Below are 17,277 nucleotides of genomic sequence, written 5' to 3'. Positions count from 1 at the left end.
GTGAATGGAAATATTTATCTTTATTGATCAACTATAAGATAGTGAAAATGACGTTTGAAATAAACCCAGTAAAAAGCAAAATTCAGGACCTGTCTGAACGGACAACGGTTCTGAGGGGGTATCTTTGACTATGATGCCAAGAAAGAACGCTTAGAAGAAGTGAATGCAGAACTTGAGCAGCCGGATGTCTGGAATGAACCAGAACGCGCTCAAGCACTTGGCAAAGAACGCTCTTCCCTTGAGGCGATTGTTGAGACAATTGATCAACTGACCCAAGGCATTGAAGACGTAGAAGGTTTATTGGAATTGGCGGTAGAAGCTGATGATGAAGAAACGTTCAACGAAGCGGGCGCTGAGTTAGAAGCACTGCAAGGCAAGTTAGAGCAGCTTGAATTCCGCCGTATGTTCTCCGGTGAATATGACAGTGCTGACTGCTATATCGACTTACAAGCAGGTTCTGGTGGTACAGAAGCGCAAGATTGGGCAAGTATGCTCATGCGTATGTATCTGCGTTGGGCTGAGTCAAAAGGCTTCAAAACAGAAATTATCGAAGAGTCAGATGGTGATGTGGCGGGTTTAAAATCTGCAACAATTAAAATCATCGGTGATTATGCCTATGGCTGGTTAAGAACAGAAACGGGTGTTCACCGTTTAGTGCGCAAAAGCCCATTTGACTCCGGCGGTCGTCGTCATACTTCATTTAGTTCAGCGTTTATCTATCCTGAAGTTGATGATGATATTGATATCGAAATTAACCCTGCTGATTTACGTATCGACGTATACCGTGCCTCGGGTGCCGGTGGTCAGCACGTTAACAAAACAGAGTCTGCAGTGCGTATCACCCATATACCGACCAACATTGTGACTCAGTGCCAGAACGACCGTTCACAGCATAAAAACAAAGATCAAGCTATGCGCCAGTTAAAAGCGAAATTATACGAACTGGAAATGCAGAAGAAGAACGCAGATAAGCAAGCGATGGAAGAGAATAAATCGGACATTGGCTGGGGAAGCCAAATTCGTTCTTACGTCCTTGATGATGCACGCATTAAAGACTTACGTACTGGTGTGGAAACGCGTAACACGCAAGCCGTGCTGGATGGTGATTTGGATAAATTCATTGAAGCTAGTTTAAAAGCTGGCCTGTGAGGAAAAAATGTCTCAAGAGCAACAGGGTGCAGAACAAGCTCCCGATTTAAATAACGAACTCAAAGCCCGTAAAGAAAAACTGGTTGCGCTGCGCGAACAGGGTATTCCATTCCCAAATGATTTTCGTCGTGAAAATGTCTCCGATAAGCTTCACGCTGAATTTGGTGAAAAATCAGCAGAAGAGCTGGAAGACCTGAACATTGAAGTGACTATTGCGGGTCGTATGATGACTCGTCGTATCATGGGTAAAGCGTCATTTGCAACATTACAAGATGTTGGTGGCCGTATTCAGATCTACGTTTCACGTGATGATCTGCCAGAAGGCATCTACAACGAACAGTTCAAAAAATGGGACTTAGGTGACATTTTAGGCGCTAAAGGTCGTTTATTTAAAACTAAAACTGGCGAATTGACCGTTCACTGTCATGAAGTTCGTTTGCTGACTAAAGCTCTGCGTCCATTACCAGATAAATTCCACGGTTTATCAGATCAAGAAACTCGTTATCGTCAACGTTACCTTGACCTGATTGCTAACGATGAATCTCGTAACACTTTCATCATCCGTTCTAAAATTTTAGCGGAAGTTCGTAACTTCATGGTTGAGCATGGATTTATGGAAGTAGAAACTCCGATGATGCAAGTTATTCCGGGTGGTGCTTCTGCACGTCCATTTGTGACTCACCATAATGCATTAGATATCGATATGTATCTGCGTATTGCGCCGGAACTGTATCTGAAGCGTTTAGTTGTCGGTGGTTTTGAACGCGTATTCGAAATCAACCGTAACTTCCGTAACGAAGGTTTATCTCCTCGTCATAACCCAGAATTCACAATGATGGAACTGTATATGGCGTATGCTGATTACCGTGACCTGATTGTGCTGACTGAAGACTTGTTCCGTATTTTAACGCAGAAAGTATTAGGCAATACCGTTGTTAAATATGGTGAACAAGAGTTTGATTTTGGTAAACCATTTACCAAAATGACGATGAAAGAAGCTATTTGCAAATACCGTCCAGAAACTAACGTTGCTGACCTGGATGATATGGATAAAGCAGTTGCGATCGCGCAGTCTATCGGTATCAAGATTGAGAAGAGCTGGGGTTTAGGTCGTGTTCAGTGCGAAATCTTTGAAGAAGTTGCTGAAAGCCACTTAATTCAACCAACCTTTATTACAGAATATCCAGCTGAAGTTTCTCCATTAGCGCGCCGTAATGATGATAATCCATTCATTACTGATCGTTTCGAATTCTTTATCGGTGGTCGTGAAATCGGTAACGGTTTCTCTGAGTTAAATGACGCAGAAGACCAAGCAGAACGTTTTGCTGAACAAGTTCGTCAGAAAGACGAAGGTGATGATGAAGCGATGTTCTACGACGAAGATTACGTGACCGCATTAGAGCACGGTTTACCACCAACAGCAGGTTTAGGTATTGGTATTGACCGTATGGTCATGCTATTTACCAATAGCCATACTATTCGTGATGTAATCCTATTCCCTGCATTACGTCCTAGCAAAGCTTAAGTGTTGTTTTTCATGCCCAGTTAATAACTGGGCATGAATCTTCTCAATTAATCATGGTATTTTTATTTAATTCTCTCATTCAAACCCACAATTAATTTGTTGTACCTTTCCAGTATTAAAATAAAAATCTGCGTTACATCACGTTATGCGTTAATTTAAGCTCAATATCTTTTTAAGATAACTGCTATTCATTGGCTGCTTTAATAAGTGTAGAATTTTATTTTACTCAATACCTATCTTTGTTATCGAAGTGATCTTTATCATTTCATTGAGATATCTCAAAATGTGAGTATTTTCAATTTTTGACTGAGTAAATGTACCTGCTTGTAATATGATGATTTTAATTTAATTAATTAGACTAAGTTTATAAAAACCTGAGAGATAGGATGAGCGAGCAACGCTTATTTGATTTATTACTAATAAAATGTGTTTTTGATGTTAATTAATGTGCAAGAATAATCAATATACACAAGTATGCGATATCTTATTTAGAGAGATATGAGTATTAATGTACTAAAATAACAATTCTGTGGTTGTAAAACTAAATTGGCGAAAAATAAAAATGCATAAGATTTATGAGAAGTCTCTATTTCTCTATTCGGCTATATAGAAAATAGCGAGTTTTTAGCTTACACTAGGTTTCTAGGACATCATAATAATAGCGAAGAAAAGTACTGGTAAGGTAAATATATGTTTTTAAAAAATAAATTTTATGTCGCGTCTTTGCTTGCGGTAAGCACGGCTTTACTTTCTGGCTGTGTCACTGGTCCAAATGCGCAAAAGACGGCATTAGCTGATTCTCAAACCACCACAGCAGCAACGAATAATTCACAGCAAAATAGTAAGGCTGATGATTCTTACCCTGAATCTCAGAACGTTTTAAATAATGCTTTAGATCGTTCACCAAATGCTGTTGAGCAGCAGGGTGTTGCGCCACTAAATACTTGTATTAAAGAACTCAGTTCACTGAAAACGTTATCACCAGAAAGTTACAACCGTCTGGTAGGATCATTTAAAGAAGTGAGTGAAATTAATCAGCTATACAAACAAATCGAAGCAACTGCTAGCCCAGATACCATTGAGCTATTGCAAATGGCTATTGAATCTAAAACAAAAGTTCTTTGTGCTAAGGTGCGTTACAACGCAGTGCTATCAACGGAATCAACTTTGCAGAAAATTAATGGATTATGAGACTTAACCTAAGGCTTTGTGTCTCTCTGGCACTTTTTTCGACATGTTTTTCAACAGCTTCCTATGCGGAGCGTTTTAACAATGTCATCGATGACTTTGATACTTACCTTCAATCTGAAAATGAAGGTCAAAAGCCAAAGCCTCGACCTGTCGAAGTACCACTGAGTGTTAAATCACAAGCCCAAGGTTATGATGTCTTATCCTCTCTTTCGCCAGTTCCTGTACCGAAAGAAAACCGTCAAGTTACGGCGGGTAAAGCAAAGAATACTAAAGAGAAAAAGGTGGCTCAGCGATCATCGAATGCGGTGACGTCATCTCAATCTCAAAATACAAAAGCATCGGCATCAACGACTATTGAGCCTAAAACACCTGTTCAAGTAGCAGAACCAGCCCAAGTAGCAGGCACAGAAATAAAACCTGCTATCGACGTCTGTTTGTTGCCTTCTGAGTCTCAATCTTACCAGCCTGCATCTTCCTATTTGCTACAAGGCAATCAATGGAATCCTAAGTATTTGGCGAAGGATTTTGCCAAATACCAAGTCATTATTGATCCTCTTGGCTTATATTCTTCGAATTTCACGAAGAAAGCAGGGACTGAAAACTCAGTCAATCTGGCTCAGTTGGCAAAACTCATTGAGCAGCAGCAATTAAAAAATCTGTATCGCTTTGGCGTTGCTCAAGGTGTTGGTGAGCTGATTTCGTACAATAAGCTGCTAACTGATGGTCAGTTAGTCACTAAGCTGACTAACTACAATAAAGACATTGCTGAATTAAATCGCATCATTACTGAAAAGCAAACGACGATAGCTAAACTCAGTGGCGACATTGCAGCAAGTAAGTTGCAAATTGAGCAATTACAAAGTGTTGTAAAATCTGTTGATAATAAAGCTGTTATCGATGGGCTGAATAGTGAATTAGCTAAATCGCAGAAAGTGATTGCTGAAAAACAAGCTAATCTGGATAACCTTACCAAACAAAATAGCCAGTCATTAGACACTATCAAACAGTTGGAAAAACAGCTGAGTGATGGTGTGATTGAAGCGACAAATGCGAAAAAACAACTTGCCGACAAAGACAAGCAAGTCACGGATGCTCATCAGCGCATCGAGCAATTAACATCCGAGATTGCCAAACTGCAATCTGACGCGAAGCAGCAATTGCAGTCATCCGGCAATACGGATGAACAGCTGAAGTCTGTGAGTACCAACTTAGTACAGCAAGAAGCCTTACTGAAACAGCGTGAAGATGAGCTAAAGCAGGCTCAAGCGCAAAAAAATGATGTCCAATTAGCACTCAAGCAACAACAAGATGCGGTTAAGCTGCTTGAACAACAGAATCAGCAACTGACCGCGCAAATGAAGCAGCAGTTGGCTGACAAAGACAAACAAGTCACGGATGCTCATCAGCGCATCGAGCAATTAACCTCCGAGATTACCAAATTGCAATCTGACGCGAAGCAGCAATTGCAGTCATCTGGTAATACTGATGAACAGCTGAAGTCTGTAAGTGCCAACTTAGTACAGCAACAAGCCTTACTGAAACAGCGTGAAGATGAGCTAAAGCAGGCTCAAGCGCAAAAAAATGATGTCCAATTAGCACTGAAACAACAGCAAGACGCGATTAAGCAGCTTGAACAACAAAATCAGCAACTGGCAGATAAAGTAAAACAAAAATCTGTGGTAGAAGCTGAATTAGCTACATCTAAGCAGCTGCTAGCTAAGGCTAGTACAGACTTGCAAAACGTGAAGCAAGAGCTGGAAAATAAAGCCGCGTTGATGGCTCAAGCTAGCGACAAACAAGTTAAAGCTTTATCTGAGCAAAACCAGAAGCTTTTGACTCAACTCGCTGAAAAATCACAGCAGAACGATAAAATTCAAGCAACATTAGTTGAGCAAACCGCTAAGTTAGTGCAAAAAAATGCACTGGATGTTGAGTTAGCAGAAGCGAAGAAACAACAGGTTACTCAGCAAAATGCCCATGAAAAAATAGCTAAGCAACTGGCGGATAGCCAAAATCAGTACGCACAGTTACAAGCGCAGCTAACATCGAATGAGCAAAGCTATGCGGATGCGAAAAAACAGTTAGCACAAGCAAATACTGAAGTGCAAAAACTGCGTGCTGAATTAGAAAAACAGACTGAACTTGCAGGCAAAGATACTGACCTACAAGTCAAAGAATTAACTGCGGAATTGAATAAGCAAATTAGCTTACTCAAAGGCCGAGAAGAAGCTTTAACAAAGTTAGATCAAGAGAATAAAGGCATTCAAGATTCGTTAAAAGCGCAACTGTCTGATAAACAGCAGCTAGAGTCTCAAAATACTCAATTGATGTCACAAGCCAAAGAAAAAGAAGCATTGATTGCTAAGCTTGAAGGTGACATTGCCAATCGCAACAAACAGCAAGCAGACATCGAGCAAAAGCTGCTAGATGCGAACAAACAATTGAATGCGTTAAAGTTAGATGCTGAAAAATTTAATGCCGAGAATCTCTCGAAAAAAGATCAGGAATTGCTTCAACTCAAGAAGCAGCTCGATGAAAAAACAGCGGCGGATAACAAATCTAAGCTGGAGCTTGCTAGTGTTCAAGATAGTTTGAAGAAAGCAAAAGATGAGTTGGCATCCTTGAAATCATTTTCAACAGATGAGGGACTGAAAGCGCAAATTAGGGATCTTAATCAGCGCGTGACTCAGTTACGTGAAGAGAATGATGCATTAAGAGCGAGCAAAAAGTCACCTACAGGTAAAGCGCCGACCATTATCCAAATCCCATCTACGGATAATACGACTATTGCCAAAGAGAATGAAAAGCGGAATCAGAAGATCCTGCAGGATATAAAACAGCAGAAATACAGTAAGTTAGATAATTATACTTATTATAAGGTTTTACAAAAAGGTACACCAATTACAAATGTGAAAGACAAAAAAATCACATTGATCATGCGAGAACAACTTACCGATGGCAAGGTGACCGTTATGCATACAGAAAAAAATCCAATGGTGTTACCTTATGATCAGCTTCCACCACCCATGAACTCGTTCGTAGAGAAAGTGGGTGTTGGCGGAATGGTCAAAATTTATATTGAGCCTGAAGGTGGTTATGGCCCAGAAGGTATTCCCGGTGAAGTGCCGCCAAACTCAATGTCAATTATTGATTTGAAAGTGATTCAAGCGAACTGATTAATAAGGTTCTAAATAAAAAGAAGGGGCTTACTTAAATAGTAGGCTCTTTTTTTATTTTCAACGATATGATTTATTGCGGGGTTGCCTTTCTGTCAGTGTAGCTAAGACATTAATCCTATACTGACAGGGCATATAACGTGAGGAAGGTACTAGGCGGCTTTACGCGACCTACTGGGGGTATAACCAAAGCGCTTATGATAGCTTTGAGTAAAGTAAGACTGACTTGAAAAGCCGGCTTCCATAGAAACTTCTACAATACTCATCGACGTATTTATCAATAATTGGTGTGCATACATGATGCGCTTCTCACTGATCCAAGAACGTGGTGATGTCGCATAAACAGTATGAAATAGCTCTTTGAATGTTGTTAAGCCCATGCCAAACGTTCTGGCAAACTCATTTAACTTCCACTCTTTTAAATAATTATTTTCCATGAATGTCTGTAAACGCTCAGCTTGACGATTACTGAGCTGGCGTAAATTGGACAACAGGGTTGCACCTTGTTCACTATAAGATAATAACAAAAGTAGCTCATTAATCCTTAATTTAAGGATCATTTCAGGATATTGAGTTTGAATAAATGATTCTAAGCTATTTTTTAACTCATTAATTAATGGGCTTGTTGTAAACTTGATGATGTCATTAGCGACATTGTCAGCTCGCTCAATCTCACTTAATTGTGATCCGTAATGAGATAAATACTCACGTAAAAACTTATCATCCAATGAGATCCATAAGAATTCGCCATCTAATGCATTATTCTCTGTTTTAAACGAGTATGACCCCTGTTTATGGTAAAGAATATCACCTTCATGTAGGCTTTCATTTGCGGCTGGAGTCTCCAGCAAGATTGACCCTTTTTCTATGATGATAAGACCCTTAGAGGTTAAATCGAGTATCGCATGTGGGTTACTTTTATCTATGCGTACTTTTTTTATCACCTGATGACTTAATTGACTGTTCATGGTAGCACCTTTATTAAAATTAGCTCTTTAAGTAATAGTCGAAATCAAATATCAAGTTTTTAAATTCTATTGATATAAAAAATCACTATAACCTTGATGATTGAAATTATATGAGCTGTTTTTTTATATGTCATATCGTAAATTAAAGTATTAATAAATGTTTCGAAATATGCTTTTTACGATGCTTATAGGAAAACTAATCGGTTTTTCCGAGTAACCCATTTAGTGTTCTATTCATTTATTCTACAAGTTACCGGTAACTGTGGTTTTAAATTCCAGTTTTTTGGTATTTTCTAGATTTTAATATTTTGTATTTTTTTACGCTTTTTCATTGTTTTTTTGTCTTTTAAAGGTAAGTAGTCATTATTTGTGTCTTATCATAAATAATAGTGATGCAAATTATTTAGGGTATATTCGTTAAAAGCATTAATAATAAATTTATCTAATGTATAAAATCGTTAATGACATTATTGATAAAATTATTAAATCATATTGATTTTTGTTTTTTATCAAGATATGCATATTAAGCTAAATATTGAGATTTATATCTCATTTTTAGTATTAATTAATCAGTGTTATCATTTTTGCATATTTCATAAGCATGGTTTTTGGTTATTAATTATGTTCGGTTACTAATTTTTATATGAACGTCATTTCTGGAAATAGAAACATGATAGAGAGCTAAAGTCATTTTATCGAGATTAGATGAAAATTGAGGAGACAACGTGAGTGAGTTTAAAAACTGATAAAAAACCAATAAGATAGTGAAAAAAACACACGAGGCTAACGAACAAGTTGGCGTTAAATATATTTAACATTTACACCGATAAATTTGTTTTTCTCAGTGATGTAATTCTGAATTGGTGTGGTGAAATATTCTGTCGATAAGATCATTTTTTTAGGTTGGATGTAGTACGCTCCCGACTAGGTAGCTCCGGGACAGGTTTTTTATCATCAATGAGATGACGAATTGCTAAAATAGGATGGTGATATAGCATTTTAGGGCCGGCCCAACGCATAATGATTTTCATTTGCTCACGTTGCTTTGGTTGGTAGCAATGTATAGGGCATTGTTTACAGGCTGGTTTTTCTTCACCATAACGGCATTTATTTAGGCGTTTTACGGCATAGGAAAAAAGTATTTGGTAATGTTCTGGGTTGTTTTCAGGAGCAGGATGTGCCTTTTCATAGATTTTTATCATTTTTTCTATCGTTACGATTTCCCTCGATATTCTTTTACCCACCATCATCGCTTCTCCTTAAATAAAGATATATTTAATATATATCTTTATGGCAACTATTTATAGGCGCTTAAATCAATATAAAAGCATTTTTTCCCCCATTAATAGCAAAAATGGCATAAGAGAAATTTCTTATGCCATTAACACTGTATTATCGCCAATTGTGTTGTAGCTAACTTATTGGAGCCTAATGCATTGAAGCTAAGACCCCAATGTATTTGGTAAAGTAAGATTAGCTGCGGTTTAAAGGCACCTTATCGACTGGTTTGCATTATTCTCTGCATTTCATCTTTTAGATGCAATTTTTCTTTTTTAAGTTTGGCAACCTGTTCGTTATAGCCGGCACCTGAAGGTCCTTCAAGCTTGCTAATTTCTTTATCTAATTGGTGATGCTTCTCATAGAGAGATTGAAAGCGGGGGTGTGTGGAGATTAATTGTGAAACTAAATCTTGATCAGCAGATAACATACTACCTCCTCATAATGAATTAAGCCTCACTTTCAGTATAACCATTGATTGTTTTATGTACATATGGATAGGGCGGATTTACATAATTTTTATTAATTTTATGATCCTTATACTAATATTAAGTATTATCACTAAAGGATTAATGAGTTATCTATATTTTTGTAATTAAGAATCATCTATAGTGATTAAAGTGGTTGAATTGACCTACTATGTATCAAACCCTAGTTTTTAATGTTGTTATTTTTTTACCAATAGGAATTTTATGATGAAAAAAGCGATTTTGTCTGTAATGGCTGCGGTGGCAGTGTCTTCTTGTGCAATGGCGACTGAAGATTTAGGAAAGATCGCGCCTTACCCGAAAGCAGAATCTGGTATGACTCGTCATGTGATCCAGCTTGATACTCAGCAAAATGAATATGACTACATGGTTGAGCTGGTTATCGGAAAAACCATTAAAGCAGATTGTAATCGCCAATGGTTTATGGGTGACTTAGAAGAAAAAACCTTAGAGGGTTGGGGATATAACTACTACAAATTAGACGAAGTCAAAGGACCTGCCTCAACAATGATGGCTTGTAGCGAACCTGCAAAAGATCGCTTTATTACCACTCAATTAGGTGATGAAGCATTTGTTCGTTATAACAGCAAACTCCCAATTGTTGTTTATGCGCCAAAAGATATGGAAGTGAAATATCGCATTTGGTCGACAGACGATAAATTAATGAACTCTGTTAAGAAATAATGCATTAAAATGCCGCATCAGTTTTCTATGATGCGGCATTTTTATTTCGTAAGCTTTAGATTAACGAACGACAAACACTGATGTTTGCGCATGGCGTACAATGGCGGATGCAGTTGAACCTAATAAATAAGTAGATGTGCTTGGATGATGAGAACCGACGACAATCAGGTCGGCATTAATGGTTTTTGCGTAATCTAAAATTTCGTCTTTTGCTGAACCAATACTCACTTGACATGTAATTTGAGAACTTGGAATTTTAGTATCTTTGATCACTTCTTCTAATGCCCGCATTGCGAGTGTTGCACGCTCAGCCGAGTTTTTATGGCTTTCAGGTAAGATAGCGACTTCAATACCAAAAAATAGTTCTACACTTGGGATCACTGAGAAAAAGTGAATCTCAGGCTTACCCAACGTTGCCAAATCTTCCACATGTTTGATGATGTTTGAATTTAAATCATCTTCTAACAGATCAATAGGAACCAATATTTTCTTATACATAGCCACCTCTTCATTTGTTATTTTAATTTGATTATATACCTATCATTTTATAAGTCATATTACACTTATGATTTTGTGATATTGAATTCACAGTAACATGGCTATCTAATAAAGATGAACCTACACTCTATCTATAATAGAGGATAGGTTAGTCATGAATATCTTCCTTTATAGCTTTTATCTGATTATGGCTTTTTATCTTATCAAGGATAGAAAAATAAAGAATAACTATTCTCAATCAATATAATCAATTATTTACAATTTATTATGAGACATTTAACAAACAATATGAGAATATCATTGACCCTGATTAAGTCATTGAAAATAAACTATATTTAAATGATAATTGTTTTGTTTTTCATTAAGAAAATAAACTATGCATAAACATGAAATCCCAGCTTCCGGGAAAAATGAATTCGAATTACAACAAGAGAAATTTAAAGCTGCAAAAAAAAGCACTTTGATCAGTGTGGCGGTGAATACACTATTGTCTATTTGGCAAATTATTGTTGGGATATTTTCCCACTCTTCAGGCTTAATTGCTGATGGTATTCATACACTTTCGGATTTAGTTGCAGACTTTGTTGTCCTTATTGCGAATAAAAAAAGCCATAAGAAGCCAGATGCCGATCACCCATATGGTCATTTCCGTTATGAAAATGGTGCATCCCTTATTTTAGGGATTATTTTGTTGATCGTGGGTGTGGGAATGGGGTGGTCTGCGGTCGAAAAAATGATTAACCCAGATTTAATCCCAGAAGTTCATACGATTGCATTAGTTGCTGCATTAACGGCTTTGGTTGCGAAAGAAGGCTTATTCCGCTACATGCTGCATGTAGCAAATAAAGTTAATTCTAGCATGTTAGTGGCGAATGCTTGGCATGCGCGTTCTGATGCAGCCTCTTCATTAGTCGTTGCTATCGGGATTATTGGTAGTTTATGCGGTATCCGCATTCTTGACCCTATTGCTGCTTTAATTGTGGGGACATTTGTCTTCCGAATGGGATTCAAATTCACTTATCAATCTATGCAAGACTTAATGGATAAAGGGGCTGATGAAGAAACGCTTGAACAATTGAGCGATGTTCTTCGAGGTATCCCTGGAGTTAAAGGATTCCACGACTTGAAAACACGCAAATCTGGCGACTTTTTCCTTGTGGATGTTCATTTAGAGTTAGATGGTCAAATGACAATTCTAGAAGGGCATGATATTGCGGTAAACGTACGGAAACAATTAATGAAAAATCCACAAGTGCTGGATGTTATGACCCACTTAGACCCTTATGATAAAGATTGTTTGCATTAATTCTTATTTAATCATTAAGCATTTTTGAAAAAGCTGACGTATTATGCGCTCAGCTTTTTTCTTTTTACGTTATCGAGAATTCGTTTTATTATTGTTAAATTATGTTGGTTACACGATAAGTGGAAATATAAGGAATATTAGGGAAAAATGCAGTTTACCAAGCAACAACGTCACACTCTGCGCACACCGAAGGTCGTAGCACTCACAAATAAACAGGGAATGAAAATTATTTTGAGTAGTTTAGGCGCCAGCTGGGTGAGTTGTATATTACCGTTGGCGAGTGGTAAACGCGATATCATTTTAGGATCACCGAATATGGCCGCTCAAATGGAGCAGCGAGTCTATTTTGGCGCAACGGTAGGACGAGTCGCAAATCGCATTGCAAATTCCACTTTTGATCTTGAAGGTCGTAAGTATCAACTTGCACATAATCAAGGTGCACATTGTTTGCATGGTGGGCGTGATAACTTCAGTTATCGAGTGTGGTCAATCGCTCAGCCTGACCAACAGCAAGCGATTTTTACCCTCGTATCTTCTGATGGTGACCAAGGTTTTCCGGGGGAATTAAAAGTTGAAGTGCATTATGAGCTCACTGATGATAACCAAGTAGTCATTAACTACCGATATCAATGTAACCAAGATTGCCCGGTTAACCTGACTAATTACACCTATTTTAATCTTGCGGGTGAACAATCAGATCGCACTGCATTTGAGCATGATCTCCAAATGCAGGCTGCGTATTTCTTGCCGCAGGATAATGAAGGGCTCCCAACGGGAGAATGGCGCGAAGTTACTGACACCTATTTCGATTTTAGGCAAAAGAAACGCATTGGTTGTGACTTTTTGCAAGATGAAGAGCAACAAGCGGTAGGTGGGTACGATCATGCTTTTGTGTTTGATGAGTCAGTGGTCGATGGTCGACAAATTGTGGCGACACTGGATTCTCCCAATGGTGATGTGCAAATGAATATGATGAGTACATCACCTGCAATCCATCTGTATACGGGGAACTATTTGGTCTCCGTTTTAGGTAAAAGTAAAACCTATACACCATTTTCTGGAATAGTGTTGGCTCCGCAATACCCATTTGATGGTTTAGGGCATGCTGAATCAGATGGCGCAAGACCTATCATTGCCAAAGCTAATCATATTTATACCAGTCAAACTCGCTATCAATTTATTTTTTAGTATCATGTACTAGGGGCTATGACCCCTCGTGATGATCTCTTTTATTTTATTCGGAATGTTAACTGTGACCTCATTTGCTGAACTAAATGCGCTTCCTGCGGAGCAGCTCTCCAATCTCAATGAATTGGGCTTTTTAACCATGACCCCAATTCAAGAAGCGGCATTACCCGCTATCCTTGCTGGCAAAGATGTGCGAGCCCAAGCTAAGACAGGAAGTGGAAAAACGGCTGCTTTTGGTCTGGGGCTATTACAACGTATTGATGCAAAAAACTTTAATACCCAATCCCTCGTTTTATGCCCAACAAGAGAATTAGCGGATCAAGTCGCGAATGAATTACGCCGTTTAGCGCGTTATATTCCTAATCTCAAAATTTTAACTTTATGTGGTGGTGTACCTTTTAGTGTTCAGCGTGATTCTTTAGTGCATGCAGCACATATTTTGGTGGCAACACCAGGGCGTTTGCTTGACCACTTACATAAAGAAACGGTGCGGTTAGATCATTTACAGACACTGGTACTTGATGAAGCCGACCGCATGTTAGATATGGGGTTTGCGGATGATATTGACGCAGTAATCTCTTTCGCGCCAGAAGATAGACAAACACTTTTATTCTCAGCAACATGGCCGGATAGCATTGCAGCAATTAGCCGACGTATCCAAAATAATCCACAAACCATTGAAATTAATTCGGTTAACGAATTACCTGACGTGGAGCAGCAGTTTTATGAAGTGTCTCGACATGACAAAATTGACTTACTGCAAAAGCTGTTAAGCCGTGAACAGCCAGCTTCTTGTGTCGTGTTCTGTAACACGAAAAAGGATTGCCAGGCGGTTTATGATGCTTTAATGGATAGCCGTCAAAGTGTCCTAGTCTTGCATGGTGATATGGAACAGCGCGATCGCGACCAAACCTTAGTCCAATTTGCAAATGGTAGTAGCCGAGTCTTGGTCGCGACGGATGTGGCGTCTCGAGGTTTAGACATTAAAGCACTGGAAATGGTGATTAACTTTGAATTGTCTTGGGATCCTGAAGTGCATGTTCATCGCATTGGTCGTACAGCTCGTGCAGGACAAAGCGGCTTAGCAATAAGCCTATGCTCACCAGAAGAAGCCCAACGCGCAAACGTGCTCGAAGAGATGCTTAACATGAAGTTGAATTGGCTGCCAGAGCCGACAGGATTGCGCATTACACCATTAGAAGCCCAATGGGCAACCTTATGCCTAGATGGCGGTAAAAAAGCCAAAATACGTCCTGGGGATATTCTGGGCGCATTAACTGGAGAGGTTGGTCTAGAAGGGGATGATATTGGTAAAATTGCGATTCACCCCATGCATGCCTATGTCGCTATTAAAAAATCAGTGGCGAACAAAGCGTGGAAGCAATTACAGCAAGGTAAAATCAAAGGCAAATCAGTGAGAGCGAGATTGCTAAAGTAAATTCCTAGACTGATATTTTTGAAGCCCTAGTTGAGTAAACTGGGGCTTTTTTTGTTTCTATTATAATCAAAATAAGCAAATAAAATTTAATAATTTACTTTGATATTATTTCGTCTATTTTATTCTTACCGCGATTTCTGCGAAGCGCATTCCATTCATTTTATCGAGTTTCTTTTTTTATTTAATCTACTTAATTTTTTCGTTATAACAGCAATACCCCGTATTTAATCGGTTATTTGATTTCTGTTTTTTTAGAAAATGAGTTTTTCTTAATAACCAGAGAGTTGAGTTTTTTTCTTAAAGTAAGGAGATTTGTTTTGTTGACATGGACGATAAGAACGAGGATTTTGTTTGACGATTGGTTAGAGATTCAAAACTATCAAGTAAAAAAGAAAGTACTTTCGATGCTTTTGATTCTTTCTGAATATGGACCTCATTTAGGGCGCCCTTATGCAGATAGATTAAAACTTTCTAAATTTATTCATATGAAAGAACTCAGGATCCAAGTTTCGGGGATACCTATTCGAGTTTGTTTTGCGTTTGATCCAAGAAGTTGTGGAATTGTGTTATGTGCAGGCCATAAAAAGGGTCGTGACGAGAGTCAATTTTATATCAAGTTGATTAAATCAGCAGATGCGGAATATGCATCTCACTTAGTGAAACCGGAGGGATTATGGGTACGTTAAGCGAGTTACTAGAAAAATGTTCACCAGAAATGCGTCAAGAAATTGATGAAGAGGTAGAAAAATTAAGGGAAGAAGTGATGGCGTCATTAGTACCAGCGGAAAATGTTACCACGGGACAAGATGATATTTCTACACTAGTGCCACAAATGCCATAAACCGTGGTATTTGTGATGAACAGACAGTCAACGGTATTCGATGGAGTGGAGCCTTTGACTGTCTGTAAATCAACAACAGAGCAAAACTAAATTACCCATAAATCGAGAAACTCATTAACAGGCATATTTTCAAATAATGGTTTATCCAATGCAGCAGCTAAAATTCGCAATTGCTGAGTTTCAGGGAACTGACGCGCTAAGTTGGTTCTGAATTTCTTAAGTAACAGCGGCATACCTTCTAGGCGGCGGCGTTTGTGGCCAACAGGGTATTCGATAACGACTTCACTCAAGGTTTGCCCATCTTTTAATGTGATAGTCAGACCGTTGGTGATAGAGCGTTTGTCAGGATCATGATAATCCTGTGTAAACTCAGGGTCTTCATGACAATGCATTTTGGCACGTAGTGCATCAATTCGGCTATCTTGAGCGATACTATCCTCATAGTCAGATGCGGTAAGGCGACCAAAAATAAGCGGAATTGCTACCATATATTGAATGCAATGATCGCGGTCTGCCGGGTTCTGTAATGGTCCTTGTTTATCAATAATGCGCACACAAGCTTCATGGGTGCGAATTGATATAGACTCGATATCGTCAGTGGTTTTTCCCATTGAACTAAGTTGTTCATGCAATTGTAAAGCGGCTTCAACTGCGGTTTGAGCGTGAAATTCTGCCGGAAAAGAAATTTTGAACAATACATTTTCCATTACATAAGAGCCATAAGGTCGTTGGAATTTAAACGGCTGACCACGGAACAGAGAGTCGTAAAAGCCCCATGTTTTGGCAGTTAATGCAGTTGGATAGCCCATTTCTCCTTTTTGCGCCATGAGTGCCAAGCGAACTGCGCGCGAGGTGGCATCACCTGCTGCCCATGACTTGCGGGAGCCTGTGTTTGGAGTGTGTCGATAGGTACGTAAGCTATGACCATCAACCCATGCAAGGGAAACAGCATTGAGAATTTGCTCACGAGAGAGTCCTAGCATTTGAGCCACGACGGCGGTTGATGCCACTTTGACCAGAATGACATGGTCAAGGCCGACTTTATTAAACGCGTTTTCGAGAGCGATACAGCCTTGAATTTCATGAGCTTTGATCATGGCTGTGAGGACATCTCGGATCACTAACGGCTTTTTGCCTCTAGCGAGATTTTCACGAGAAAGCCAATCCGCGGTGGCTAAAATACCACCTAGGTTATCGGAAGGGTGTCCCCATTCCGCGGCTAGCCAAGTGTCGTTGAAGTCTAACCAGCGGCATAAGGTTCCAATATTAAATGCAGCTTGAACAGGGTCTAATTGAAATTGTGTTCCGGGAACTTTTGTGCCATTTGGGACGTGTGTACCAGGGACGATAGGGCCTAATAACTTTTTGCAAGCCGGATATTCAAGTGATTCCATTCCACAGCCTAGTGTGTCCAGTAAACAGTAATAGGCAGTATCGTATGCTAACGTTGAAGTGATAGGAAAATCAATAACATAATCGACAATATCCGTCATCACTTTATCAAATTGAACATGTGGAGCCGTTTGAGTTTGCGTGGTCATTATTTT

At 38.9% G+C, this 17,277-nt stretch carries 15 protein-coding genes; 10 read left to right on the top strand and 5 right to left on the bottom strand.

Annotated elements, in window-relative coordinates; genetic code table 11:
- Positions 1-47: 47 nt before the first annotated feature.
- From prfB to HFU86_RS19800, 4 genes are all read left to right on the top strand, one after another.
- A protein-coding gene (gene prfB, locus HFU86_RS13840; RefSeq protein WP_108478266.1) for a peptide chain release factor 2 occupies positions 48-1,149 on the top strand; the annotation gives its coding sequence in 2 pieces (ribosomal slippage) (positions 48-125 and positions 127-1,149; 1,101 coding nt in all).
- 7 nt (positions 1,150-1,156) lie between these two features.
- Positions 1,157-2,674, top strand: coding sequence for a lysine--tRNA ligase (gene lysS / locus HFU86_RS13835; RefSeq protein ID WP_036951129.1), 1,518 nt, complete (start codon positions 1,157-1,159; stop codon positions 2,672-2,674).
- 690 nt (positions 2,675-3,364) lie between these two features.
- Entirely contained in the window at positions 3,365-3,865 is a 501-nt protein-coding gene (locus tag HFU86_RS13830; protein WP_108478264.1) for a hypothetical protein, read from the top strand.
- On the top strand, positions 3,862-7,041 hold the full coding sequence (locus HFU86_RS19800; protein ID WP_255425986.1) for an FKBP-type peptidyl-prolyl cis-trans isomerase: 3,180 nt from the start codon (positions 3,862-3,864) through the stop codon (positions 7,039-7,041). The genes HFU86_RS13830 and HFU86_RS19800 overlap by 4 nt, the downstream gene beginning before the upstream one ends.
- A 152-nt stretch (positions 7,042-7,193) precedes the next feature.
- On the opposite strand, the gene HFU86_RS13820 is transcribed toward HFU86_RS19800, so the two are convergent.
- The 3 genes from HFU86_RS13820 to HFU86_RS13810 all read right to left on the bottom strand — a co-directional run bounded on the left by HFU86_RS13820 (position 7,194) and on the right by HFU86_RS13810 (position 9,717).
- Positions 7,194-8,009: a helix-turn-helix transcriptional regulator gene (locus HFU86_RS13820; protein ID WP_132495756.1), complete on the bottom strand. Its 816-nt coding sequence runs from the start codon at positions 8,007-8,009 to the stop codon at positions 7,194-7,196.
- An 890-nt stretch (positions 8,010-8,899) separates the two neighbouring features.
- Complete coding sequence (locus HFU86_RS13815) at positions 8,900-9,256, bottom strand: nitrous oxide-stimulated promoter family protein (RefSeq protein ID WP_187129860.1); 357 nt, start codon at positions 9,254-9,256, stop codon at positions 8,900-8,902.
- A 248-nt stretch (positions 9,257-9,504) separates the two neighbouring features.
- On the bottom strand, positions 9,505-9,717 hold the full coding sequence (locus tag HFU86_RS13810) for a DUF465 domain-containing protein (RefSeq protein ID WP_036951125.1): 213 nt from the start codon (positions 9,715-9,717) through the stop codon (positions 9,505-9,507).
- A 265-nt stretch (positions 9,718-9,982) separates the two neighbouring features.
- Between HFU86_RS13810 and eco the strand changes: the two genes are divergently transcribed.
- The gene (gene eco / locus HFU86_RS13805) at positions 9,983-10,459 is read left to right on the top strand and encodes a serine protease inhibitor ecotin (protein ID WP_036951124.1); all 477 of its coding nucleotides are present in this window, start codon (positions 9,983-9,985) and stop codon (positions 10,457-10,459) included.
- A gap of 60 nt (positions 10,460-10,519) precedes the next feature.
- On the opposite strand, the gene HFU86_RS13800 is transcribed toward eco, so the two are convergent.
- The gene (locus HFU86_RS13800; protein ID WP_132495754.1) at positions 10,520-10,957 is read right to left on the bottom strand and encodes a universal stress protein; all 438 of its coding nucleotides are present in this window, start codon (positions 10,955-10,957) and stop codon (positions 10,520-10,522) included.
- A 376-nt stretch (positions 10,958-11,333) separates the two neighbouring features.
- Here HFU86_RS13800 and HFU86_RS13795 point away from each other — a divergent pair, with 376 nt between their 5' ends.
- The 5 genes from HFU86_RS13795 to HFU86_RS13775 all read left to right on the top strand — a co-directional run bounded on the left by HFU86_RS13795 (position 11,334) and on the right by HFU86_RS13775 (position 15,730).
- Entirely contained in the window at positions 11,334-12,263 is a 930-nt protein-coding gene (locus HFU86_RS13795; protein WP_036951121.1) for a cation diffusion facilitator family transporter, read from the top strand.
- A gap of 147 nt (positions 12,264-12,410) precedes the next feature.
- Positions 12,411-13,451, top strand: a complete 1,041-nt coding sequence (locus HFU86_RS13790; protein ID WP_132495750.1) for a galactose-1-epimerase — start codon at positions 12,411-12,413, stop codon at positions 13,449-13,451.
- 64 nt (positions 13,452-13,515) lie between these two features.
- On the top strand, positions 13,516-14,889 hold the full coding sequence (gene dbpA / locus HFU86_RS13785) for an ATP-dependent RNA helicase DbpA (RefSeq protein ID WP_036951234.1): 1,374 nt from the start codon (positions 13,516-13,518) through the stop codon (positions 14,887-14,889).
- A gap of 317 nt (positions 14,890-15,206) precedes the next feature.
- Entirely contained in the window at positions 15,207-15,575 is a 369-nt protein-coding gene (locus HFU86_RS13780; protein WP_336431773.1) for a type II toxin-antitoxin system RelE/ParE family toxin, read from the top strand.
- Entirely contained in the window at positions 15,563-15,730 is a 168-nt protein-coding gene (locus HFU86_RS13775) for a hypothetical protein (RefSeq protein WP_187129487.1), read from the top strand. Before HFU86_RS13780 ends, HFU86_RS13775 begins: the two co-directional genes overlap by 13 nt.
- 86 nt (positions 15,731-15,816) lie before the next feature.
- Here HFU86_RS13775 and HFU86_RS13770 read toward each other — a convergent pair whose 3' ends face one another.
- Entirely contained in the window at positions 15,817-17,271 is a 1,455-nt protein-coding gene (locus HFU86_RS13770) for a bifunctional 2-methylcitrate dehydratase/aconitate hydratase (protein ID WP_132495748.1), read from the bottom strand.
- Positions 17,272-17,277 lie beyond the last annotated feature (6 nt).

The sequence above is a fragment of the Providencia sp. JUb39 genome (genome assembly GCF_012272845.1).
Taxonomy (GTDB): domain Bacteria; phylum Pseudomonadota; class Gammaproteobacteria; order Enterobacterales; family Enterobacteriaceae; genus Providencia; species Providencia lanzhouensis.
Note: the sequence above shows the minus strand (reverse complement) of the source record. Positions and strands in the feature narration are given on the sequence as shown.